Below are 18,602 nucleotides of genomic sequence, written 5' to 3'. Positions count from 1 at the left end.
CTGCAGTTGCTGCATTATGACCTGCCCACCCAGCCCGAAATCGCCGCCTGTGACGCCTGATTTCACCGCGGCACGCAGCGAACCCCTGGGGACAGCCGCGCGACGCCGGCTGCTGTGGAGCTATGGCCTCGGCGACATCGGCACCGGCATGGCCGCCACCCAGCTGGGCTTCTATCTATTCGTGTTTTACACCGGTGTGGTGGGGCTGCCGGCCTGGATGGCCGGCCTGGTGCTGATGGTGCTGAAGGTGTGGGACGGCATCAACGACCCCTTGGTGGGCTGGCTCAGCGACCACACCAAACACCCCTGGGGCCCGCGTCTGCCCTGGATGGCCGGCAGCGCCATCCCGCTCGGCCTGGCCTTGGTGGCGATGTGGTGGGTGCCGCCGGGGGGGGACTGGCAGAAATTCACTGTGCTGGTGGCCATTCAGCTGGTGGCCATGGGCCTCTACACCTGCGTCAACCTGCCCTACTCCGCCCTCGCCTCCGAGCTCACCAGCTCCACCCAGCTGCGCACCCAGCTGAATGCGGGCCGCTTCACCGGCTCGATCCTGGCCGGCCTGGCGGGATTGGTGCTGGGAGCTCTGTTGGTGGGCCAGGGTGCCTCGGGCTATCAGCGCATGGGCTGGGTGTCGGGGCTGACGCTGACGCTGTTCACCCTGCTGTGCTGCTGGGGCCTGGCGCCCTTCGCCCGCAACTGCCAACGCCCCACGGGCATGCCAGAACCGATCCGGCGCCAGCTGCGACGCATCGCCGGCAACCCGCGGTTTGTGAAGGTGCTGGGGCTCTACCTCTTGCTCTGGTGTGCGCTGCAACTGATGCAGCCGGTGTCGCTGATCTTTCTGGCGGTGGTGATGCGCCTGCCCGAAAGCTGGAGCACCTGGATCCTGATCCCGTTTCAGCTCAGTGCCCTGGCGGGATTGCAGCTGTGGAGCCGGGTCGCAGGACGCCACGGCCGGATGTGTGCCCTGCGCTGGGGCACAGGCCTGTGGATCGCCGGTTGCGTGGGGGCGACGCTGCTGGTGCCCCTCGATGCCGCAACAGCTCCGCTGGCCAGCCTCAGCAATGGCATCAGCCTTGGCTTGTTGCTGCTCACGATTGTGGTCACGGGCCTGGGGGCCTCCACCGCCTACCTGATTCCCTGGGCCCTGCTGCCCGATGCCGTCGATGCCGACCCCGACAAACCCGCGGGGCTCTACACCGCCTGGATGGTGGTAGCGCAGAAGCTGGGCATCGGCGTCGCCGTGTTTGCCCTCGGCAATGGGCTGAGCCTGAGCGGCTACGAAGCCGCCCAGGGGCTGCTCCAACCGGCTTCGGCCCTCACCACCATTCGCGTCTGCATGGGCCTGATTCCGGCACTGCTGATCGTCGCTGGCCTGGTGGTGATGCGACGCTGGCCGGAGAAAGGCCTGCACCGCCAGCCATGACGCGTCCCGACTGGCCCAGAGCGCCCCGCTGGCTGAAACGCTTTGGCGCCAGCCTGCTGATTGGCGGCCAAGCCGTGAGCGCCATGGCCAAGGGGCGCATCGGCTTCAACGACCTGATGCAGGAGCTGATGGAGGCCGGGCCCGGCAGCTTCCTGATCGTGCTGATCACCGCCCTGGCCGCGGGCACCGTGTTCAACATCCAGGTGGCGGCGGAGCTCTCCAAGCAGGGCGCCAGCGCCACGGTGGGCGGTCTGCTGGCCCTGGGGCTGTCGCGGGAGATCGCCCCGCTGCTCACCGCCACGCTGCTCACCGGCAAGGTGGCCACGGCCTATGCCGCCCAGATCGGCACCATGAAGGTGACCGAACAGATCGACGCGATCACCATGTTGCGCACCGACCCAGTGGAGTATCTGGTGGTGCCGCGGGTGCTGGCCATGGTGATCATGGCGCCGGTGCAATGCCTGCTGTTCTTCTGGGTGGGGATCTGGTCGGGCCAGGTGAGCAGCACGATGCTTTACAGCATTCCTCCCGCCGTCTTCTGGAACTCGGTGCGCACCTGGATGGAGCCCAGCGATCTGCCGTCCATGCTGCTCAAGGCGGTGGTATTCGGCCTGCAGATCGCCGTGATCGCTTGTGGTTGGGGGCTCACCACCAGGGGTGGCCCCAAGGAAGTGGGCACCAGCACCACCGGCGCCGTGGTGATGATTCTGGTCACCGTTGCCTTGATGGATGCCCTGCTCACCAAGTTGCTGTTCAGCTGATGACGCCCACTGATCCCCTCGATCCCGATCCCCTTGATCCATCCGCGACCCCCGGCTCCAGCGGCATCGTGCTGGCGCCCAGCTTCGGTGTGCCCCTTGGGGTGATCGCCCTGGGGCTGGCCGCCCTCACCCTGCGTCCCTGGTGGGGCGGGGCGATCTGGCTGGGCGCCGGCATTGCCGTGCTCGGCCTGTTCCTGCTGCTGCAAACCAGCCTGCTGCGGCTGGAATTCGGCGGCGACGCCCTGCTGGTGTGGCGCCAGCAGAGCCTGCTGCGCCGCTTCCCCTACGCCGCCTGGCTGGGCTGGAAACTCTTCTGGCCAGGGCTGCCGGTGCTGTTCTATTTCCGTGAACAGCGCAGCATTCACCTGCTGCCGGTGCTGTTTGATCCGGCCACACTGCGACAGCAACTGGAGCTGCACGTGAGCCCGTCCAGTTCCCCGGAGCGACCCGATTCCCCTAGCGATCTCTGACGACGCCGATGTCTGACGATCCCATCCAGGCTTCCCCCAGCCCCGAGACCCCCAGCCCTGAACCCGACTGGCAGGCCCTGGCCCTGAGCGAGCTGCGCCAGCAGCGCGAGGCCCTGCAGGAGGAGATCCGCCAGCTGGAGGGCCGCCGCGGCCAGATCCAGAAGGAGATCGAATCCAGCTTCGCCGGCCAGGCCGATGCGGTGGCACGGCGGCTCAAGGGCTTCCAGGACTATCTGGTGGGCGCCCTGCAGGATCTGGCCGTGGCGGCGGAGCAGGTGGAGCTGGTGCCCCAGCAGGTGCTGGTGCAGCCCTCCCCCCTCGACCAGGCCAGCCCCGCCGCCAGAGACGCCGAGCCGAGTGTTGCCGTGGCCGCCGCCGGCCAGTTCAGCCAGGACGAAGCCCTGATTCGCGAACGGCTGGCAGGCTTTGGCGGCCAGCCCGACTTCTACGCCGATCCCTGGCAGCTGCGCCGCACCCTCGACCCCAGCGGGGCCACCCTGCTCGACGACTGGTTCCTGGGTCAAGGCGGCCGGGGCGCCCAGCCGAGCTGCGGCAGCCGCAGCCGCAATGCCCTGGTGGCCGCGGCTGCGATCGCCATCCTGGGCGAGCTCTACGGCGAACGCTTCCAGACCCTGGTGCTGGCCAGCCAGCCCGAGCGCCTGGGGGAATGGCGCCGCGGCCTGCAGGACTGCCTGGGCCTGGCGCGGGAAGACTTCGGCCCCACCAGCGGCATCGTGCTGTTCGAGCGGGCCGACGCCTTGGTGGAGCGCGCCGATCGCCTCGAGGAGCGCGGCGAACTGCCCTTCATCGTGGTGGATGCGGGCGAGCAGGTGATCGACATCCCGATCCTGCAGTTCCCGGTGTGGCTGGCCTTTGCGGCCGGCCCCGGCGAATTGATCACCGACGAGCCCTACTGACCCCGCCTGCCATGCCCCTGATCACCCTGCCCGTGCTGCTCGCCAGCTACCTGCTCGGCTCGATCCCCAGCGGCTACCTGGCGGGCCGCTGGCTTGCCGGCCTCGACATCCGCCGCGAGGGCTCCGGCTCCACCGGCGCCACCAACGTGCTGCGGGTGGTGGGCAAGGGGCCTGCCCTGGGCGTGTTTCTGGTGGACGTGCTCAAGGGCACCGCCGCAGTGCTGCTGGCCAAAACCGTGCTCGATCCCTTCGGGGTTGGCGTGGTGCTGGCCGGGCTGGCGGCGCTGGCCGGCCACATCTGGCCCGTGTGGCTGGGCTGGAAAGGGGGCAAGGCGGTGGCCACGGGCCTGGGCATGCTGCTGGGGCTCACCTGGCCGGTGGGCCTGGCCTGCTTCGGCATCTTTCTCGCCGTGCTGAGCGTCAGCCGCATCGTGTCGCTCTCCAGCGTGGTGGCGGCCCTGGCGCTGCCGCTGCTGATGCTGGGCTGGTTTGCCGATACGGGCCTGGGGCTGCGCTGGCCCTACCTGGCCCTCGCCCTGCTCACCACCGTGCTGGTGGTGTGGCGCCACCGCAGCAACATCCAACGGCTGCTGGCCGGCACCGAGCCCCGGCTGGGCGCCTCCAAGGGCTGACCGCACTCAAGCCTGAGCCGGCTCAGGCCAGCGCGCGGCTGCGCTCGGCGGCGGCGATCACCGCCTCAATCAGGGCCGAACGCAGCCCAGCCTGCTCCAGCTGCCGCAGGCCGGCGATGGTGGTGCCGCCAGGAGAGCTCACCATGTCTTTGAGCTGGCCGGGATGGAGATCCCGCTCCTGCAGCAGGGCCGCGCTACCGGCCAGGGTGCGGTGGGCCAGGCGCTGGGCCAGCCGCCGGGGCAGCCCCGCCGCCACAGCACCATCAGCCAGGGCCTCGGCCACCACCGCCACAAACGCGGGCCCGGAGGAGGTGAGGGCCAGGAAGGCATCGAGCTGGGCTTCGGGCAGCTCGTGCACCTCGCCCACCTGGGCAAACAATTGCTCCACCCAGCGCCGCCGCTCCGCCGGCACGGCGTCGGCGCAGGCCAGGCCGGTGAGACCCGCACGCACCAGCGCCGGCGTGTTGGGCACAGCGCGCACGCACTGCCAAGCGGGAAACAGGCGCTGCAGACGCTCCAGGGTGACGCCGGCCAGCACCGAGATCAGCAGGCCGCCCGATGGGGCAGCAGAACCTGCCGCGGCGGCCTCGGCAGCGCCCCGGGCGGCAACCTCCAGCTGCTGGGGTTTGACCGCCAGCAACACCACCGGTGCCGTCCAGGCGGCGGCCGCATCGGTGTCCACGGCCAACTGATGGGCCTGGCGCAGGCTGGCGGCGGAGGCCTCACTGGCCACCACAGCCCGCACACCCTCGCGCTCCACCAGCCCAGCCTCCAGCAGGGGCCACAACAAAGCCTGGGCCATGCGGCCCAGGCCCACCACGCCGAAGGTTGGCGTCACGACGGCCCTAAATGGCGGCGTCCTGGCGTCCCCAAGCTGGGCTGGGGGCCGCCTCCTGCTGGGGCTCGCTGCTCTCCCGACTCACGATCGAGGAGGCGGAGGTCTCTTCGCTGGCGGCCGTGGTCACGGTGACGCAGCTGGGAGCGAACAGAAAAATGCTCTCGCCGACGCGCTCCTGGTGACCATCGATGGCGAAGGTGCCGCCGGCCACGAAATCCACAGCGCGCTGGGCCTGATCCGGCTCCATCATCGTGAGGTTGAGGATCACGGTCTTGCGCTCACGCAGGGCCTGGATGGCGCGGGGCATCTCATCGAAGCTGCGCGGCTCCATCAGGGTTACCTCAGCGGCGGCCGTGGACAGGCCAGGCATACCGATCACGTTGGTGCCGGCGAAAGGATCGTCGGCCGTGAAATCGGAGCTCAGGGCCAGAGCACTGGCACGGCTGGTGAAACCGGGCTCGGGCAGCTCGCCACCGTCGTAATCGAGCTCGTCGTCGTAGTCGCCATCGAGGTAGTCGTCTCCTGAGACAACGGCACGCAGACGGGAGAACAACGACACGGAGCGAACCTCACAGGAAGCTTTCCACCTGAATAGCGTCCCACGCCAATGGCGGCAAGGGTTTCAGAGCGGAATTCGCACCGATTTCGGGATTCGCACCCCGTCAACGGGAGGCTCAGCCCAACGGGGCCGGCCGCGCTCCAAACAGGCTGCTGCCGATGCGCACCCAGGTGCTGCCCGCCGCGGCCGCCTCGGGCCAGTCGCCGCTCATGCCCATCGAGCGCTCCGGCAGGCCCAGCTCCGTGGCCAGGGCGGCACAGTCGCCAAACAGGTCACTGCGCTCAGCTGGCGTGAGGCCCAGGGGTGCCAGGGTCATCAGTCCCACCGGCCGCAGCGGCGCCAGGCCGCTGAGCTCAGGCCAATGGCGACGCAGCTCGGCCGGCTCGAAGCCGGTTTTGGCGGGGTCGGGGCGGAACTTCACCTGAAACAGCACGGCCGGAGCCCGCTGCTCTTCGGCGGCGATGCGTGCCAGGCGGCGGGCCAGCTCCAGGCTGTCGAGGGAGTGGATCGTGCCGAAATGGCGCACCACGCCGCGGGCCTTATTCGCCTGCAGGCGACCGATGAAATGCCAGTCGAGGGGCTCGAGATCGGCCAGCTCGGCCTGCTTGGCCGCAGCCTCCTGCAGCCGGCTCTCGCCGAAGCTGCGCTGCCCGGCCAGCACCGCTTCACGGATCCGGGCGGTCGGCTGGCCCTTGCTCACCGCCAACAGGCGGCAGCCGGGGGGCAGCCCAAACCGCAGGCCGGCCAATCGCTCAGGCAGCCCGCCGTCAGCCACCAGCTCAGATGAAGGTCTGGTCAAACAACTGACGCCAATGGGCATGGGCCTCAGGACCCTCACGACGGGCCCTTGCCAGATTCTGTTCGGCGTAGTGGCGAGCATCCATCAGCGGAACCACCTCAAAAGTGGCACCCCGAGGCTGCAGGGTGACGATGAAGAAAATGCGCTGGGCATACAGCGTGGCAAACAGATCACGGCCTTCGGACACCGACGCCACCCGATAAAGCATCCCAAAGGTGGGATGGTTGAGATAGCGCTCGGGACTCACAAATGCGCTGCTCGCCAATGCGCTGCTCACGAATGCGATCGGTCAGTTGCCATTAAAGGGCACCGACTTTCCAGCGCAGCACGAGCACCAGCAACAGCAATCCCGCCGCCGTGCCATTGAGCAGGCCCTGGCGCCGGCCCCCAACCAGCGGGCGATGCAGCAGCTCAGGTGCCAGCCAGCAGCCGCCGCGAGCCAGCAGCGCCTCAGCCCCCTGCTCAGCCCGCAGCAGCACATTGGCCAGAAGCCGCTCACCCACAGCCAATACCAGGCCGAGGCCCCCTTTCCAGCCCAGGCGCTTGAGATTCACCGCCCGGGTTGCAACAGATCGCAACAGGTTCTGCAGCTCCTCCTGCACCAGCGGCAAAAACCGCAGAGCCAGCAGCAGGGTGAACCCGAGCCGCTCCACCGGCCAGCCCAACCGACCCAGGGGGGCCAGCAGCCAGCTGATCGCCCACACCAGCTGCTCGGGCGCGGTGCTGAGCAGCAGCAGGTTGGCGCTGTGCACCAACGTGAATAGCAACGTGGCGCCATTGAGGCCGAGCTCCGCCGAGCGCCGGGTTACCACCAGCGGCCCCTGGCGCAGCAGCACCCAACGGGCACCAGAGCGCTCCGGCGGTGCAGTGCCGGGCGGGCCGGGCTCCAGCCGCAGCTCCACCGGCGGGCGTTGCAAAGGGGCTGGTGGCAGCGACCCCGCCGGCAACAACGCGGCCAAGCCGCCAACCAGCAGGGCCAGGGCGAGCAGCAGCGGCACGCTGCGGCGCCACAGGCGCCAGCTCAGGCCACTGACGGCGGTGATCAATAGCAGCAGGCCCACCAGGCTGAGGCGCCAGAGCGGCCCCGCCAGGATCGGCGTCACCAGGAAGATCAGGCTCCAAGCCAGCTTCAGGCGTGGGTCGAGCCGGCGCAGCCAGCTGCCGCCGCCGGCCGCCTCCACCGGATCCGGAGCGGCGAACTGGCCGATGGGGATCTGGCGCAGAACATCCACTCAGCCGCTCCCTCTCACCTCTGGCCTGGGCTCAACGGCCACGATTCTGGGTACGGGCCAGCTCTTTCTCGGCATCGCGCTGCTGCTTGCCGCGCCAGAACAGCTTGATCGGCGTGCCCTCGAAGCCCAGGCCCTCGCGGATCTGGCGCTCCACATAGCGGCGGTAGGTGTCGCCAAACAGCTTGGGCTCGTTGACAAACAAGGTGAAGCTGGGAGGCCGCACCGCCACCTGGGTGCCGTAGTAGAGGCGCCCCTGGCGGCCGCCGCGGCTGGTGGGCGGCGTGCGCCAGCTGAGGGCTTCGGTGAGCACCTCGTTCACCACCGAGGTGGTGACGCGGCGGCGGTGCTGCTCCACCGCCAGCAGGGCCAACGGGAAGATCGCCTGCACCCGCTGGCCGCTGAGAGCCGAGGTGAACAGCATCGGCGCCCAGTCGAGGAAATAGAGCTTGGCGCGGAGCTCCTTCTCCATCGCCGGCATGGTGTGGCTGTCCTTTTCAATGGCATCCCACTTGTTCACCACCACCACGCAGGCGCGGCCGTCCTCCTCGATGCGGCCCGCCAGGCGCTGGTCCTGCTCGGTGACGCCATCGAGGGCATCGATCACCAGCACGCACACATCGGAGCGCTCGATCGCCTTGAAGCTGCGGTTGATGCCGAAGTATTCGGGGCCATAGCTCACCGAGCGGCGGCGGCGGATGCCGGCGGTGTCGAGCAGCTTCCAGGTTTTGCCCTCGCGGTCGATTGTGGTGTCGATCGTGTCGCGGGTCGTGCCGCGGATCGGGCTGACAATCGCCCGGTTCTCGCCGCACACGGCATTGAGCAGGCTGGATTTGCCCACATTCGGCCGGCCGATGATCGCCAGCTGGATCGGCTCCTCCTCGCCCTCCTGCTCCTCGCTGGGCGCCAGGAAGCTCACCACCTTGTCGAGCAGGTCGCCGGTGCCGGCGCCGTGGATGGCCGAGATCGGGAAGGGCTCGCCCAGGCCCAGGCCCCAGAATTCCGCTGCCATCGCCAGGCCCGCATCGGGCGACTCGCACTTGTTCACCGCCAGCAGGGTGGGCACCCCCTGGCCGCGCAGCCATTCGGCGATCGACTGATCGGCGGCGGTGCAGCCCTGCTGACCATCCACGATCACCAGCGCCACGGCGGCTTCGGCCAGGGCAAGGTTGGCCTGCTCGCGGATCTCCGGCAGAAATTCGCTGTCGTCGTCAAACACCAGGCCGCCGGTGTCCACCACCCGGAAGGTGCGATCGGCCCAGTAGCCCTCCTGGTAGGTGCGATCGCGCGTCACGCCGGGCTGGTCGTGCACGATCGCTTCGCGGCTGCGGCAGAGCCGATTCACCAGGGTGGATTTGCCCACGTTGGGGCGGCCAATGATGGCAACGACCGGTAAGGCCAAAACGAATTATTCCTTCAACGTTCTTGTTTCGACCTTACAGGCTGGCTCAGCGATGTTCGCTCCGAACGCCCGTCGGGGCCCGCGCCCGGGGCCAGGTCGACATCGTGAGCACCATCGGAGCACCTGCCGTTGCCGAGGCTGCGGGCGACGCGCCCAACGGGCCAAGCGCCCCGTCAGGGCCGGAACGGGCTGATCAGCTGGGCATTCCCATCACGGGCAAGCCACGGTGCCGTGCCCCGCTACCTTCCAGGATCGGAAGCACGAATTGCCAGGGTCGAGCACCAGGGGCTTGAACAGGTCGTTGCGCTGGCCGTCGATCAGCTGCTGCTGGTTGATCCAGGTGCCCGCCGCAGGCACCACCGTGCGGTAGCGCACCGCATCAGCACCGGCCGCGGCCGTGAGGGTGGGCGTGTGCACCACCGGTTCCGGGCCGAAGATCCCTGCGGCCGTGGAGTCCCCCATGCGCCGCCCGCCACTCACCAACCAGAACTGACCGAGCTTGGCGGCCAGGTAGGGATGGAGATCGGCGCGGCCGGTGGGTGGATCGCTCACCGCGTAGAGCTTGCGATCGATCTCCACCTTCAACGGCGAAGGATCACCCGAGGGCACCGCCAACACATCCGTGCGCAGGGTCTGGTACAGCCCGGTGAGCTCGGTCACCGCCAGGTCTCCCGCTGTGGCCAGGCCGATGCGCCCCAGGGGCGTGCTCACCACCGTGGGGGCATCCCCAGCGCTGGCCCAGGCCCGCTCGGCCGCGCTGAGGTGGGTGGCGCGGTAACGGCCCAGGATGGTGCCGGCCGGACCGGCCAATGCCACCGTGTGGAACACCCGGGAGCCCTCGCGCTCGGGATAGCTCCCCACCAGGTAGCCGTTGCCGGCCTTGGCACGCTGGGCCAACAGCTGCTCAAAGGAGCCGCCTTGCCGCTCAGCCCGGCGGCTGATCTCAGCAGCCGGCAAACCCCGCGGCAAGGCGGAGAGCTCGGGGAGCACCAGCAACTCCTTGGCCTGGGGCTGGCTGCTGCCGAGACGCGAGGCCTCACCAGTCCACTGCGCGGCGGCCAACTGCACCGGGCGCGGGGTCGCGGTGGCGGTGGTGTCCACGGGTGCCCGCCGCAGGGCCAGCAGGGGGTTGTAGAGCGCGGGCCGGCGTGCCGCCAACCGCTGCTCGCGCACGGCATCGGCTTCGGCCGGGATGATCGTGGTGGCGAAGATGCCGTTCAAGCCGGGCGGCAGCACCTGGGGAGGCACCACCGGCGCCTGCACGAGCTTGCGGCCCTGGGGGGACCAGATGCTCGATCCGCCGTTGTAATAGAGCTGGCTGCCGTTGATCGGATTGCGCTCGATGCCGCTGCGGGTGGCGCCGATCACCCACACGCCGTTGAGGGCGCTCATGTGTTGCACGCTGGCCACGGTGGAGTGATTCGCCTTGGCCGCGGCCGGCGGCGTGCCCGGCATCACCCGATCCGACACCGAATGCCAGCCGATGATCTGGGCCCCGCGCAGGGCGGCCAGTCGGTCGTACTGCCAGTAGGTGTCGTCGTAGCAGATGATCAGGGCAATGCGGCCGATCGGCGTGTCAAACACGCCCACATCGGTATCGCCCGGGCCGAACAGTTGCACATCCTGACCATTGAGGCCGTTTTTGCGGTATTTGCCGATGATGCCGTCCGGCCCCAGCAACAATGCGGTGTTGTAAAAAATGCCGGTGTAGGCATCCTTCTCGGCGATGCCCACGCTCATGATCAACCCGGTGCGCTTCAGCACCGGCAGCAACGCATCGGTGGCCCGGCCGGGAATGGTGTCCACGAAGGGCGCCAGCTGGGCAGGATCTGCGAAGTCGTAGCCGCTGATCGCCGTTTCCGGAAACACGGCGTACTGCACGCCCTCGGCCGCCACGCGTTCGGCCGCCTCCACAAGGCGGCGGATGTTGCCGTCCCGATCACCCCAGGCGGGGATGAAGTCCACAGCGGCCACCTTCACCGGCCGCCCGCCCACCGGGAGTCTCCCCTCATAGGCCCTGGCCGGCAGCATCACCCCGCTGTTCAGCAGGCCGGACAGGAGCAGGCCGAGGGAACCAGCGGCAAACCGCCGAAGGGATCGGGTCGCCATTCAGGTGGGAATCACACAGTGCAGTAGTACAATGCCATGACCATCATCAGCCATTGATGGATTATTTCATTTCTGGTGATCGTTGCTCTCGTCCTGCCGCTGGTCGCCAAACCGGCCGCTATGCGCTGGCCACCTGCCCACAGCCGCAAGCCTCCTCATCGCTTCTCGGTGCTCCCGCCACGGCGGTGATCACCGCTGATCGGCATGCCGCTCCGGATCAACTGCAGCGATGGGGGGCAACCGATCGCGAGCCTTGCAACCTGGCGAACCTGGCCACATGGCGAACCTTGCAACAAGGTTGAGCCGCTGGCGCAAGGAGCATCCGCACCAGACTGCGGCCAGACCGCCACAGCCGCACGCCGCCATGGCCAACCCTGCCTTTCTGGATCGCCGCTCCCCGGTGTTCGCCGGGCGTGCCATGGCCAGCTCCAGCTCGCCCCTGGTGACCCGGGTGGGCCTGCGGGTGCTGGAGCAGGGCGGCAACGCTGTCGACGCCGCCGTGGCCATGGCCGGGATGCTGGCGCTGGCCGAACCGATGATGAGCGGCCTGGGCGGCGACACCATGGTGCTGGTGTGGTCGGCGAACGAGCAGCGGGTGTTTGGCCTCAATGGCAGCGGCCGAGCCCCGAGCGGCGCCAGCCTCGAGCGGATCGGGCCAGTCCCGCTGATGCCGGACCACGGCGCAGCCTCGGTCACCATTCCCGGCGCCGTGGATGGCTGGTGCGCCCTGCTGGAGCGCTTCGGCACGCGGTCGCTGCAGCAACTATGGGAGCCGGTGATCGCCTACGCGCGCCAGGGCTATCCGGTGGGCGAGTCGATCGCGGGGTTCTGGGACGTGGGCGCCGCGTTGATGGGGCAGAGCGCATCGGCCAAGCTGCGGGAGGTGTTTCTGCCCGATGGCGCTCCCCCTCAGCCGGGCCAGCTGATCCGCCTGCCGCAACTGGCGGACACGCTGGAGCGCGTGGCCCAGGAGGGCCGCCAGGGCCTCTACGAAGGGCCCGTAGCCGAGGCGATCGCCAGCACGATCAGCGCAGGCGGTGTGCCCACCACCATGGCGGACGTGGCCGCCCAGCAGCACGCTGCCGCGTGGGTGGAGCCCCTCAGCGTGGGCTTCCGCGGCAGGGAGGTGCTGGGCCTGCCACCCAATTCCCAGGGGGTGGTGGCTCTGCATGCGCTTGGCATCCTCGACGGCCTGCCCCTGGCTGCGATGCACGAGGCGGAGCGGCTGCACCACCAGATCGAAGCGATCCGCCTGGGCTTTGAACTGGCCATCGACGTGGTGGGCGAGCCCACCCCGGCGATGCTGGAGCGCCTGCAGCAGGAGCTCAGCCAGGAGGGCCTGGCCGCCGCCCGCCGCCGCATCAGTGCCCAGGCCAGGCCAGCCACCCGGCCCCAGGGCGGCAATTCAGGCGACACCAGCTATGTGTGCGCCGTGGACGGCGAGGGCAACGCCGTTTCGCTGATGACCAGCATCAGCGGACTGTTCGGCTCCTGGCTGGTGGCGGGCGACACGGGCGTGCTGCTCAACAACCGGGCGGCCCAGTTCTCCAGCCAGCCGGGCCATCCCAACGCCCTGGCCCCGGGCCACCGCCCGCGCCATTCGATCCTGCCGGCGATGGTGCTGCGCGATGGGCTGCCGGAATTCGTGATGGGCGTGATCGGCGGCAACGCCCACCCCCAGGGGCTCACCCAGATCCTGGTGAACGCCCTCGATCTGGGCATGAATCCCCAGCAGGCCGTGGATGCCCCGCGCTTCAAGCTGATCATGCAGACCGGTGCGGTGCACATCGATCCCCAGTTCAAGCCAGACGTGGGCCACGAGCTGGTGGCCCGCGGCCATCAGCTCGGTGATTCCTATGGCTTCATCAGCTTCAAGGGGGGCGCCCAGATGGTTCGCCTCCATCGCGACGACGCCGGCCAGTGCACCAGCCTGGAGGCCGGCGTGGATCACCGGCTCGATGGGGTGGCCCTGGGCTTCTGAGGGGGGGCGTCCGCGGGGTCAGGCGGCCAGCCGCCGTCAGCGCACCGGCAAGTCGCCCGGGTGGCCCGCCACCGGATCGGCCGGCGCCTCCAGCAACGGCGGCAGCGGCCCCGTATCCGCCAGGGGCTCGCCCCGCTCGGCCAGGTGGGCCAGCAGCCAGTTCACGGCGGTGGCGCGGCGGGTGCGGCGCGGGTAGAGCTCGCCGATCCGGTAGCCCGCGAAGCCCAGCTGCTCCTTGAGCAGTTGCTTGTTCTCTTTGGGGATGGAGCGGGTGAGGGCGACGCTGGGCGGCCGCTCGGCGATGAACTGGGGCTCGATCGGGAAGAACTCCCGCCACACGGCGCCCGCAGCCGGGCCCGCGCTCCAGATGCCGGAGCCGTTCTGCGCGTATCCCAGGCGCGGCCAGATCAGCTCACACACGAAACGATCGCTGAGGCGGTCGGCCAACACCGCCTCCAGCAATTCGCGGCTCAGGGCGAAGGGATCGGGGCTGGCGGCGGCCTGAACGGAAGCCATCGGCCTGGAGCATCACAATCGGATCACCATGATCACCGCTTCTCCCCCGCAGACACCCCTGCAGCTGGCCGGCAACGGCACACCGCGCGCCCTGCGCTGCCGGGTGCTGCAGTCGCCGTTGGCGGGGGTGAGCGACCGCATCTTCCGCGGCCTGGTGCGGCGCTGGGCCCCCGATGCCCTGCTGTTCACCGAGATGGTGAACGCCACCAGCCTGGAGCTGGGCTTCGGGCTGGAGAAGGTGGAGGAGCTCGCCAGCGAAGCCGGCCCGATCGGCGTGCAGCTGTTTGATCACCGCCCCGCCGCCATGGCCGAGGCGGCCCGCCGCGCCGAGGCCGCCGGCGCCTTCCTGATCGACATCAACATGGGCTGCCCGGTGAAGAAGATCGCCAAAAAGGGCGGCGGCAGCGGCCTGATCCGCGAACCCGAGCTGGCGGCCCGCATCGTGGACACCGTGGCCGCGGCCGTGCGCATTCCGGTGACCGTGAAAACGCGGCTGGGTTGGTGCGGCAGCGACCTCGCCCCCGTGGCCTGGTGCCAGCAGCTCGAGAGCGCCGGCGCCCAGCTGCTCACCCTGCACGGCCGCAGCCGCGAGCAGGGCTTCAAGGGCCGCGCCGACTGGGCCGCCATCGCCGCGGTGAAGGCGGCGCTCACGATTCCGGTGATCGCGAATGGCGACGTCAACAGCCCGGAGGATGCGTTGCGCTGCCTGGCGGAAACGGGCGCCGATGGCGTGATGGTGGGCCGAGGCACCATGGGCGCCCCCTGGCTGGTGGGCCAACTCGATGCGGCCCTGGCCGGCCAGCCGGTGCCGCCCACCCCCAGCCCTGCCGAGAAGCTGGCCCTGGCGGCCGAGCAGCTGCGGGCCCTGGTGGCAGCCAAGGGTGACCACGGCCTGCTGATCGCCCGCAAGCACATGAGCTGGACTTGCAACGGCTTCGCCGGCGCCCCCCAGCTGCGCCACGCCCTGATGCGGGCCCCCACCCCGGCCGAGGCGCTGGAGCTGCTGGATCGGGCCGCAGGCCAGCTGGGAAAGTGCGGAGCGGCTGTTCAGGCTTGAGGAGCAGCTGGCTCCGGGCAGATGCGGCTCTGAAAATCGCAGCGGTGGATCGCTGGCTTCTGCCAACTGAGCGGGATTTCCAGCAGGTCGCGGCTGCCGGTGATGGCCTGCACCGCCAGCAACACCAGCACCAGCAGGTTGGAGGCGATGTGCAGCCGCCGCCAGCGCAGGTGGCGGGTGATTTCAGGCCGGGCCGCCAGGTTGAACAGCAGCAGCCCCGTCAACAGCACCCCGCTCCAGTAGTGGGAGCTCCAGAAGGCCCCGCTGAAGGGGTTGTCGGAGAGGCGCCAGATCTCCGGTTGGCTACCCAGGCCCAGGAGACCGGCCCAGGTGAGCAGGGTGAAGCTGGCCCGCAGCGCTGGCCGCTTCACCTTCAGCAGCGCCAGCAGCGCCACCAGGGTGCCGGTCGCCACAACCATCAGCAGCACCAGGCGCGCTGCCCCTCCGGCAAAAGCCGCTCCGGGCTCCGCGGCCTTGCTGAGGAAGGAGTACACGAGGGCGATCAACACCGCCACCACCACCCCGGCCATGAGCCAGCGGCCGTGGTCGGCATGTTCGCGGGGCACCAGGGCGGGCTGCTGGGTGATCCCCAGGCGCTTCTCGCGCACCAGGATCCCCAGCCGGATCGTGGCCCCCACCACCGGGTACACAAACAAGATCACCAGGACCGGGTGCAGCAGGGAGAACCAGTCGATGGCCGTCATGGCAGCACCTGAGTCATGGCAACACCTCGGGCCAACCCTGGCGGATCAGCAACAGCGAAAAGTAGGGCTGCTCCTCGCCGGGCACCGCCGCGGCCGCGGCCAGCAGCTGGTCGGGCCAGCCCACCCGCTGGGCAAACAATGCCGCTTCCAGCAGGCCCCGGGTCTCGAGAATCGGCCGCACCCAGCGCCAGCGTTGGCCCAGCTTGAGCAGGGCCAGCACCGCCCCAGCCGCCCGGGCTTCCGCCAGCAACGCCTCCAGTGCCGCGGCGGTGTCAGGGGTGGGGCGGATCCAGAGGGCGTCCTGCTGCAGGGCCAGGGGCCAGCGGCCTGCTGCTGCTGCAGCCGCCACCGCAGTGATGCCGGGGATCACCGCCACGGGGCAGGCCGGATGGCGTTCCGCCAGGGCCAGCAGGGCATAGGAGGCACTGGCGTAGAGAGAGGCATCTCCCTCGCACAGCAGCACCACGGCGCGGCCACCCGCCACCTCCGCCGCTAGGGCATCGGCGGCGGCGTGCCAGGCCGCCCGGCGCGGTTCGGCCTCCGTCACCATCGGAAACAGCAGCGGCAACCGCCGCTGCTCCGGGTCGATCCAGGGAGAAGCAATGGCCGCCGCCATGCCCTCAGCCTCCAGCCGCGCCACCGGGTAGGCCACCACCGCCGCCGCCTGGATCGCCCGCACCGCCGCCACCGTGAGCAGCTCCGGATCACCGGGGCCCACGCCCACCAGGGTGAGGCCGACGGCGGCAGGCGCACTCGAGGGGGGAATCACACACAGGCTGCTGAGGGGCCCTTTCTAGGCTCACGTCAGTGGGCGCGCTGGTGCGATGAGCCATCTGCAGATCTTCCCGGCCGCTGGCGGTAGCCCCGCCGCGGCCAGCCTGGCCAGCAGCGATCCGGCCCTGATCGGCGAAGCCCTGGCCGCGCGCGGCATCGGCTTCGAGCGCTGGCCGGCCCGGGTGGAGCTCCCGGAACACGCCGAGCCGGCCGAGATCCTGGCGGCCTATGCCGCGGAGATCGCCCGGGTGCAGGCCAGCGGCACCTACCCCACGGTGGATGCGATCTGCCTCACCCCGGATCACCCCGAGCGGCAGGCCCTGCGGCAGAAGTTTCTGGCCGAGCACACCCACAGCGAAGACGAAGTGCGCTTCTTCGTGGAGGGCTGCGGGCTGTTCTGCCTGCACATCGGCGAAGAGGTGCTGCAAGTGCACTGTGAGACCGGCGACTTTCTGCGGGTGCCCGCCGGCACCAAGCACTGGTTCGACATGGGCTCCGCCCCGCAGTTCACCGCCATCCGCTTCTTCGACAACCCCGACGGCTGGGTGGCCCAGTTCACCGGCGATGGCATCGCTGCGCAGTTTCCGCTGCTCGACTAGCTCTTACCACCCACAGGGACGCTGCTGGGCTCCACAAGGGTTGTCGCTATTGGACAATTCGGCAGGGGTCTGCGGACGTGATCCACCGGAGTTCGGCCCGCCACGCTGCTCTGCCATGGTTGGCACGCCAGAAACAGTCAGAAGAAGGAGGCCAAGGATCCCGAAGATTGGGCTTTTCATGGCAGTTTTGGCAAAGGAACTGGGGAGCAAAAACATCGCCCCTCATCACTGTGACCACCAGCCATCCTTCGATTTGGAGAGGTGCTCTTCTGCCTCGAATCAGCAGCCTTCGTCGACCCGCACCAAGATGCTGATCGAGTCTCCCGCAGTTCCTGAAAACACACGGATCGCGCCGTTGCCTCCAGAGGTCTCGTATCCCGTGCGTTTGCTCGAGAAGGTGAGCTCAACCCGATAGCCAGGGATCGGCCATCACCACCGTGCCCTCGCCCAGCGCCCAGGTGACAACCACCTTCTGGCTCCAGGGCTTGGCGCCTCGGGGTGCGGCCTGCCCCTGGCAGCCCATGATCCCCGAATCGTCCCGATCAAAGATCTGCAGCGATGGCTGCGCCCTTCATGGGTCGGCGTGCAGCGGCCCCACAGGCGAGCTCCCCAGCTCCACCCCCACAGAATGCATCCGCACGTCCTCGAGATGCGTCAGAAATCCAGTTAAGGCCTGGGTTTCGACCGCCGCCAGCTCCTGCAGCCGCGCCATGGTGGCCTCACGGCCGAAGCGCGCTTCACACAGCAGCCAATAGAGACCGAAGTGGCGAGCTTCGCTCGTCAGCAGTTCGGAGTAGAGATCGCGCAAGGCCACCTCCAGGCTGTGGGCCGCCAGCAGGGCCATGCGCTCATGGCTGCGGGCCTCGATCAAGCCGGCCACCAGGAAGGAATCCAGCATGCGCTCGGGCGCACCCTTGCGCACCGCCGCCGTGAGCTGGGCGCCATACCCTGGCGCGGGCAGCGGCTTGAGGGCAATGCCGCGCCGCTGCAGCAACTGCAGCACCAGCTCGAAGTGCTCGAGTTCCTCCCGTGCCAGCGGGCTGAGCGCCGCCGCCAACCCTGCATCGGAGGGGTAGCGGAACATCAACTGCAGGGCCACACCGGCCGCCTTGCGCTCGCAGTGGGCGTGATCGATCAGCACCAGATCAGGCCGGGCATTGGCCTGATCCAGCCAGCTTGCGCTGCTGGGGGCCAACAGCCACTTGATACGGGCCTGCTCGGCCCTCAGCGCGGGGGTGACGGAGGTGGTCAAGACGAGCTGCGCAGATGAGCCACCAGGCCCTCGAGCGCCAATCGGTAGCTCCCTGCGCCAAACCCGCAGATCACCCCAACCGCCCGATCAGCGAGATAGGACCCATGCCGAAACGGCTCCCGGGCATGCACGTTGCTCAGGTGCAACTCCACATAAGGAATGGCCACCCCCAGCAGGGCATCGCGCAGGGCGATCGAGGTGTGGGTGTAGGCGCCGGCGTTGATCAGGATCCCGTCCACGGCGCCGCGCGCCTGCTGGATGCGATCCACCAGGGCCCCCTCGTGGTTGCTCTGGAAGCAGTCGATCGTGGCCCCCAACTCCACCGCCCGCTGGTGCAGCTCCGCGTTGATCTGCTCCAGGCTGGCACTGCCGTACAACCCCGGCTCGCGCGTGCCGAGCAGGTTGAGATTGGGGCCGTGGAGGGCAAGCAGCTGCATGGGGTAAAGGAAGGTCTCCGGGAGGGGTCGGCTGGTAAGTTCTTCGGGTGTGGTTCGGGTCGGTGCCCGAGTGGTTAATGGGGGCGGACTGTAAATCCGCTGGCTCTGCCTACGTTGGTTCAAATCCAACCCGGCCCACC

20 protein-coding genes and 1 tRNA gene are annotated in these 18,602 nt (G+C 69.1%); 9 read left to right on the top strand and 12 right to left on the bottom strand.

The genetic code is table 11. The features are described from left to right. Window positions 1–16 precede the first annotated feature (16 nt). Genes KBY65_RS11955 through plsY form a run of 5 tightly spaced genes read left to right on the top strand, consistent with a single transcriptional unit; the run spans window position 17 to window position 4,206 of the window. Complete coding sequence (locus KBY65_RS11955; RefSeq protein WP_094561423.1) at window positions 17–1,426, top strand: MFS transporter; 1,410 nt, start codon at window positions 17–19, stop codon at window positions 1,424–1,426. After that, window positions 1,423–2,187: an MlaE family ABC transporter permease gene (locus tag KBY65_RS11950; protein ID WP_094561424.1), complete on the top strand. Its 765-nt coding sequence runs from the start codon at window positions 1,423–1,425 to the stop codon at window positions 2,185–2,187. Before KBY65_RS11955 ends, KBY65_RS11950 begins: the two co-directional genes overlap by 4 nt. After that, entirely contained in the window at window positions 2,187–2,657 is a 471-nt protein-coding gene (locus tag KBY65_RS11945; RefSeq protein ID WP_094561425.1) for a DUF3119 family protein, read from the top strand. The genes KBY65_RS11950 and KBY65_RS11945 overlap by 1 nt, the downstream gene beginning before the upstream one ends. 8 nt (window positions 2,658–2,665) lie before the next feature. Further along, a complete protein-coding gene (locus tag KBY65_RS11940; RefSeq protein WP_255001704.1) occupies window positions 2,666–3,574 on the top strand; it encodes a DUF3086 domain-containing protein in 909 nt (302 codons plus the stop codon). Between the two features lie 11 nt (window positions 3,575–3,585). Next, a complete protein-coding gene (plsY, locus tag KBY65_RS11935) occupies window positions 3,586–4,206 on the top strand; it encodes a glycerol-3-phosphate 1-O-acyltransferase PlsY (protein ID WP_254988702.1) in 621 nt (206 codons plus the stop codon). A gap of 22 nt (window positions 4,207–4,228) precedes the next feature. Here plsY and proC read toward each other — a convergent pair whose 3' ends face one another. The 7 genes from proC to KBY65_RS11900 all read right to left on the bottom strand — a co-directional run bounded on the left by proC (window position 4,229) and on the right by KBY65_RS11900 (window position 11,142). Further along, window positions 4,229–5,044 carry a pyrroline-5-carboxylate reductase gene (gene proC, locus KBY65_RS11930; protein WP_255001702.1) on the bottom strand — a complete coding sequence of 272 codons (816 nt, stop codon included), beginning with the start codon at window positions 5,042–5,044 and terminating at the stop codon, window positions 4,229–4,231. A gap of 7 nt (window positions 5,045–5,051) precedes the next feature. After that, the gene (locus KBY65_RS11925) at window positions 5,052–5,603 is read right to left on the bottom strand and encodes a cell division protein SepF (protein ID WP_094561429.1); all 552 of its coding nucleotides are present in this window, start codon (window positions 5,601–5,603) and stop codon (window positions 5,052–5,054) included. Between the two features lie 115 nt (window positions 5,604–5,718). Then, window positions 5,719–6,378 (bottom strand): YggS family pyridoxal phosphate-dependent enzyme, encoded by a 660-nt coding sequence (locus KBY65_RS11920; RefSeq protein ID WP_369802058.1) that lies wholly within the window; start codon window positions 6,376–6,378, stop codon window positions 5,719–5,721. A 4-nt stretch (window positions 6,379–6,382) separates the two neighbouring features. Next, entirely contained in the window at window positions 6,383–6,649 is a 267-nt protein-coding gene (locus KBY65_RS11915) for a PipX family protein (RefSeq protein WP_094561450.1), read from the bottom strand. 52 nt (window positions 6,650–6,701) lie between these two features. Continuing rightward, window positions 6,702–7,634 carry a CbiQ family ECF transporter T component gene (locus tag KBY65_RS11910; protein ID WP_255001701.1) on the bottom strand — a complete coding sequence of 311 codons (933 nt, stop codon included), beginning with the start codon at window positions 7,632–7,634 and terminating at the stop codon, window positions 6,702–6,704. Window positions 7,635–7,665: 31 nt separating this feature from the next. Then, window positions 7,666–9,033: a ribosome biogenesis GTPase Der gene (der, locus tag KBY65_RS11905; protein ID WP_094561432.1), complete on the bottom strand. Its 1,368-nt coding sequence runs from the start codon at window positions 9,031–9,033 to the stop codon at window positions 7,666–7,668. 210 nt (window positions 9,034–9,243) lie between these two features. Continuing rightward, the gene (locus tag KBY65_RS11900; RefSeq protein WP_255001700.1) at window positions 9,244–11,142 is read right to left on the bottom strand and encodes a carbon-nitrogen hydrolase family protein; all 1,899 of its coding nucleotides are present in this window, start codon (window positions 11,140–11,142) and stop codon (window positions 9,244–9,246) included. A 364-nt stretch (window positions 11,143–11,506) separates the two neighbouring features. Here KBY65_RS11900 and KBY65_RS11895 point away from each other — a divergent pair, with 364 nt between their 5' ends. Continuing rightward, window positions 11,507–13,123, top strand: a complete 1,617-nt coding sequence (locus KBY65_RS11895; RefSeq protein ID WP_158217077.1) for a gamma-glutamyltransferase family protein — start codon at window positions 11,507–11,509, stop codon at window positions 13,121–13,123. 36 nt (window positions 13,124–13,159) lie between these two features. On the opposite strand, the gene KBY65_RS11890 is transcribed toward KBY65_RS11895, so the two are convergent. Then, window positions 13,160–13,639, bottom strand: coding sequence for a DUF1823 family protein (locus tag KBY65_RS11890; protein WP_255001699.1), 480 nt, complete (start codon window positions 13,637–13,639; stop codon window positions 13,160–13,162). 28 nt (window positions 13,640–13,667) lie between these two features. On the opposite strand from KBY65_RS11890, the gene dusB reads away from it, so the two are divergent. Continuing rightward, window positions 13,668–14,696 carry a tRNA dihydrouridine synthase DusB gene (gene dusB, locus KBY65_RS11885; protein ID WP_255001698.1) on the top strand — a complete coding sequence of 343 codons (1,029 nt, stop codon included), beginning with the start codon at window positions 13,668–13,670 and terminating at the stop codon, window positions 14,694–14,696. Here the strand turns inward: dusB and KBY65_RS11880 are convergent. Both KBY65_RS11880 and cobI read right to left on the bottom strand, forming a co-directional pair. Next, window positions 14,687–15,400: a DUF4079 domain-containing protein gene (locus tag KBY65_RS11880; RefSeq protein WP_255001696.1), complete on the bottom strand. Its 714-nt coding sequence runs from the start codon at window positions 15,398–15,400 to the stop codon at window positions 14,687–14,689. The genes dusB and KBY65_RS11880 overlap by 10 nt on opposite strands. Before the next feature lie 13 nt (window positions 15,401–15,413). Beyond that, window positions 15,414–16,169, bottom strand: a complete 756-nt coding sequence (gene cobI, locus KBY65_RS11875; protein WP_233128731.1) for a precorrin-2 C(20)-methyltransferase — start codon at window positions 16,167–16,169, stop codon at window positions 15,414–15,416. 55 nt (window positions 16,170–16,224) lie between these two features. Here cobI and KBY65_RS11870 point away from each other — a divergent pair, with 55 nt between their 5' ends. After that, window positions 16,225–16,773, top strand: coding sequence for a 1,2-dihydroxy-3-keto-5-methylthiopentene dioxygenase (locus tag KBY65_RS11870; RefSeq protein ID WP_094561437.1), 549 nt, complete (start codon window positions 16,225–16,227; stop codon window positions 16,771–16,773). A 571-nt stretch (window positions 16,774–17,344) separates the two neighbouring features. Here KBY65_RS11870 and KBY65_RS11865 read toward each other — a convergent pair. Both KBY65_RS11865 and aroQ read right to left on the bottom strand, forming a co-directional pair. Then, complete coding sequence (locus KBY65_RS11865; protein ID WP_233128733.1) at window positions 17,345–18,025, bottom strand: tRNA-(ms[2]io[6]A)-hydroxylase; 681 nt, start codon at window positions 18,023–18,025, stop codon at window positions 17,345–17,347. Continuing rightward, window positions 18,022–18,462 (bottom strand): type II 3-dehydroquinate dehydratase, encoded by a 441-nt coding sequence (gene aroQ / locus KBY65_RS11860; protein WP_094561438.1) that lies wholly within the window; start codon window positions 18,460–18,462, stop codon window positions 18,022–18,024. The genes KBY65_RS11865 and aroQ overlap by 4 nt, the downstream gene beginning before the upstream one ends. 56 nt (window positions 18,463–18,518) lie before the next feature. On the opposite strand from aroQ, the gene KBY65_RS11855 reads away from it, so the two are divergent. Then, window positions 18,519–18,600, top strand: a tRNA-Tyr gene (locus KBY65_RS11855). Window positions 18,601–18,602: the final 2 nt, after the last annotated feature.

The sequence above is a fragment of the Cyanobium sp. Alchichica 3B3-8F6 genome, assembly GCF_024346435.1.
GTDB lineage: Bacteria > Cyanobacteriota > Cyanobacteriia > PCC-6307 > Cyanobiaceae > Cyanobium_A.
The sequence above is the reverse complement of the archived record's forward strand: the minus strand, read 5'-3'. Positions and strand labels throughout refer to the sequence as shown.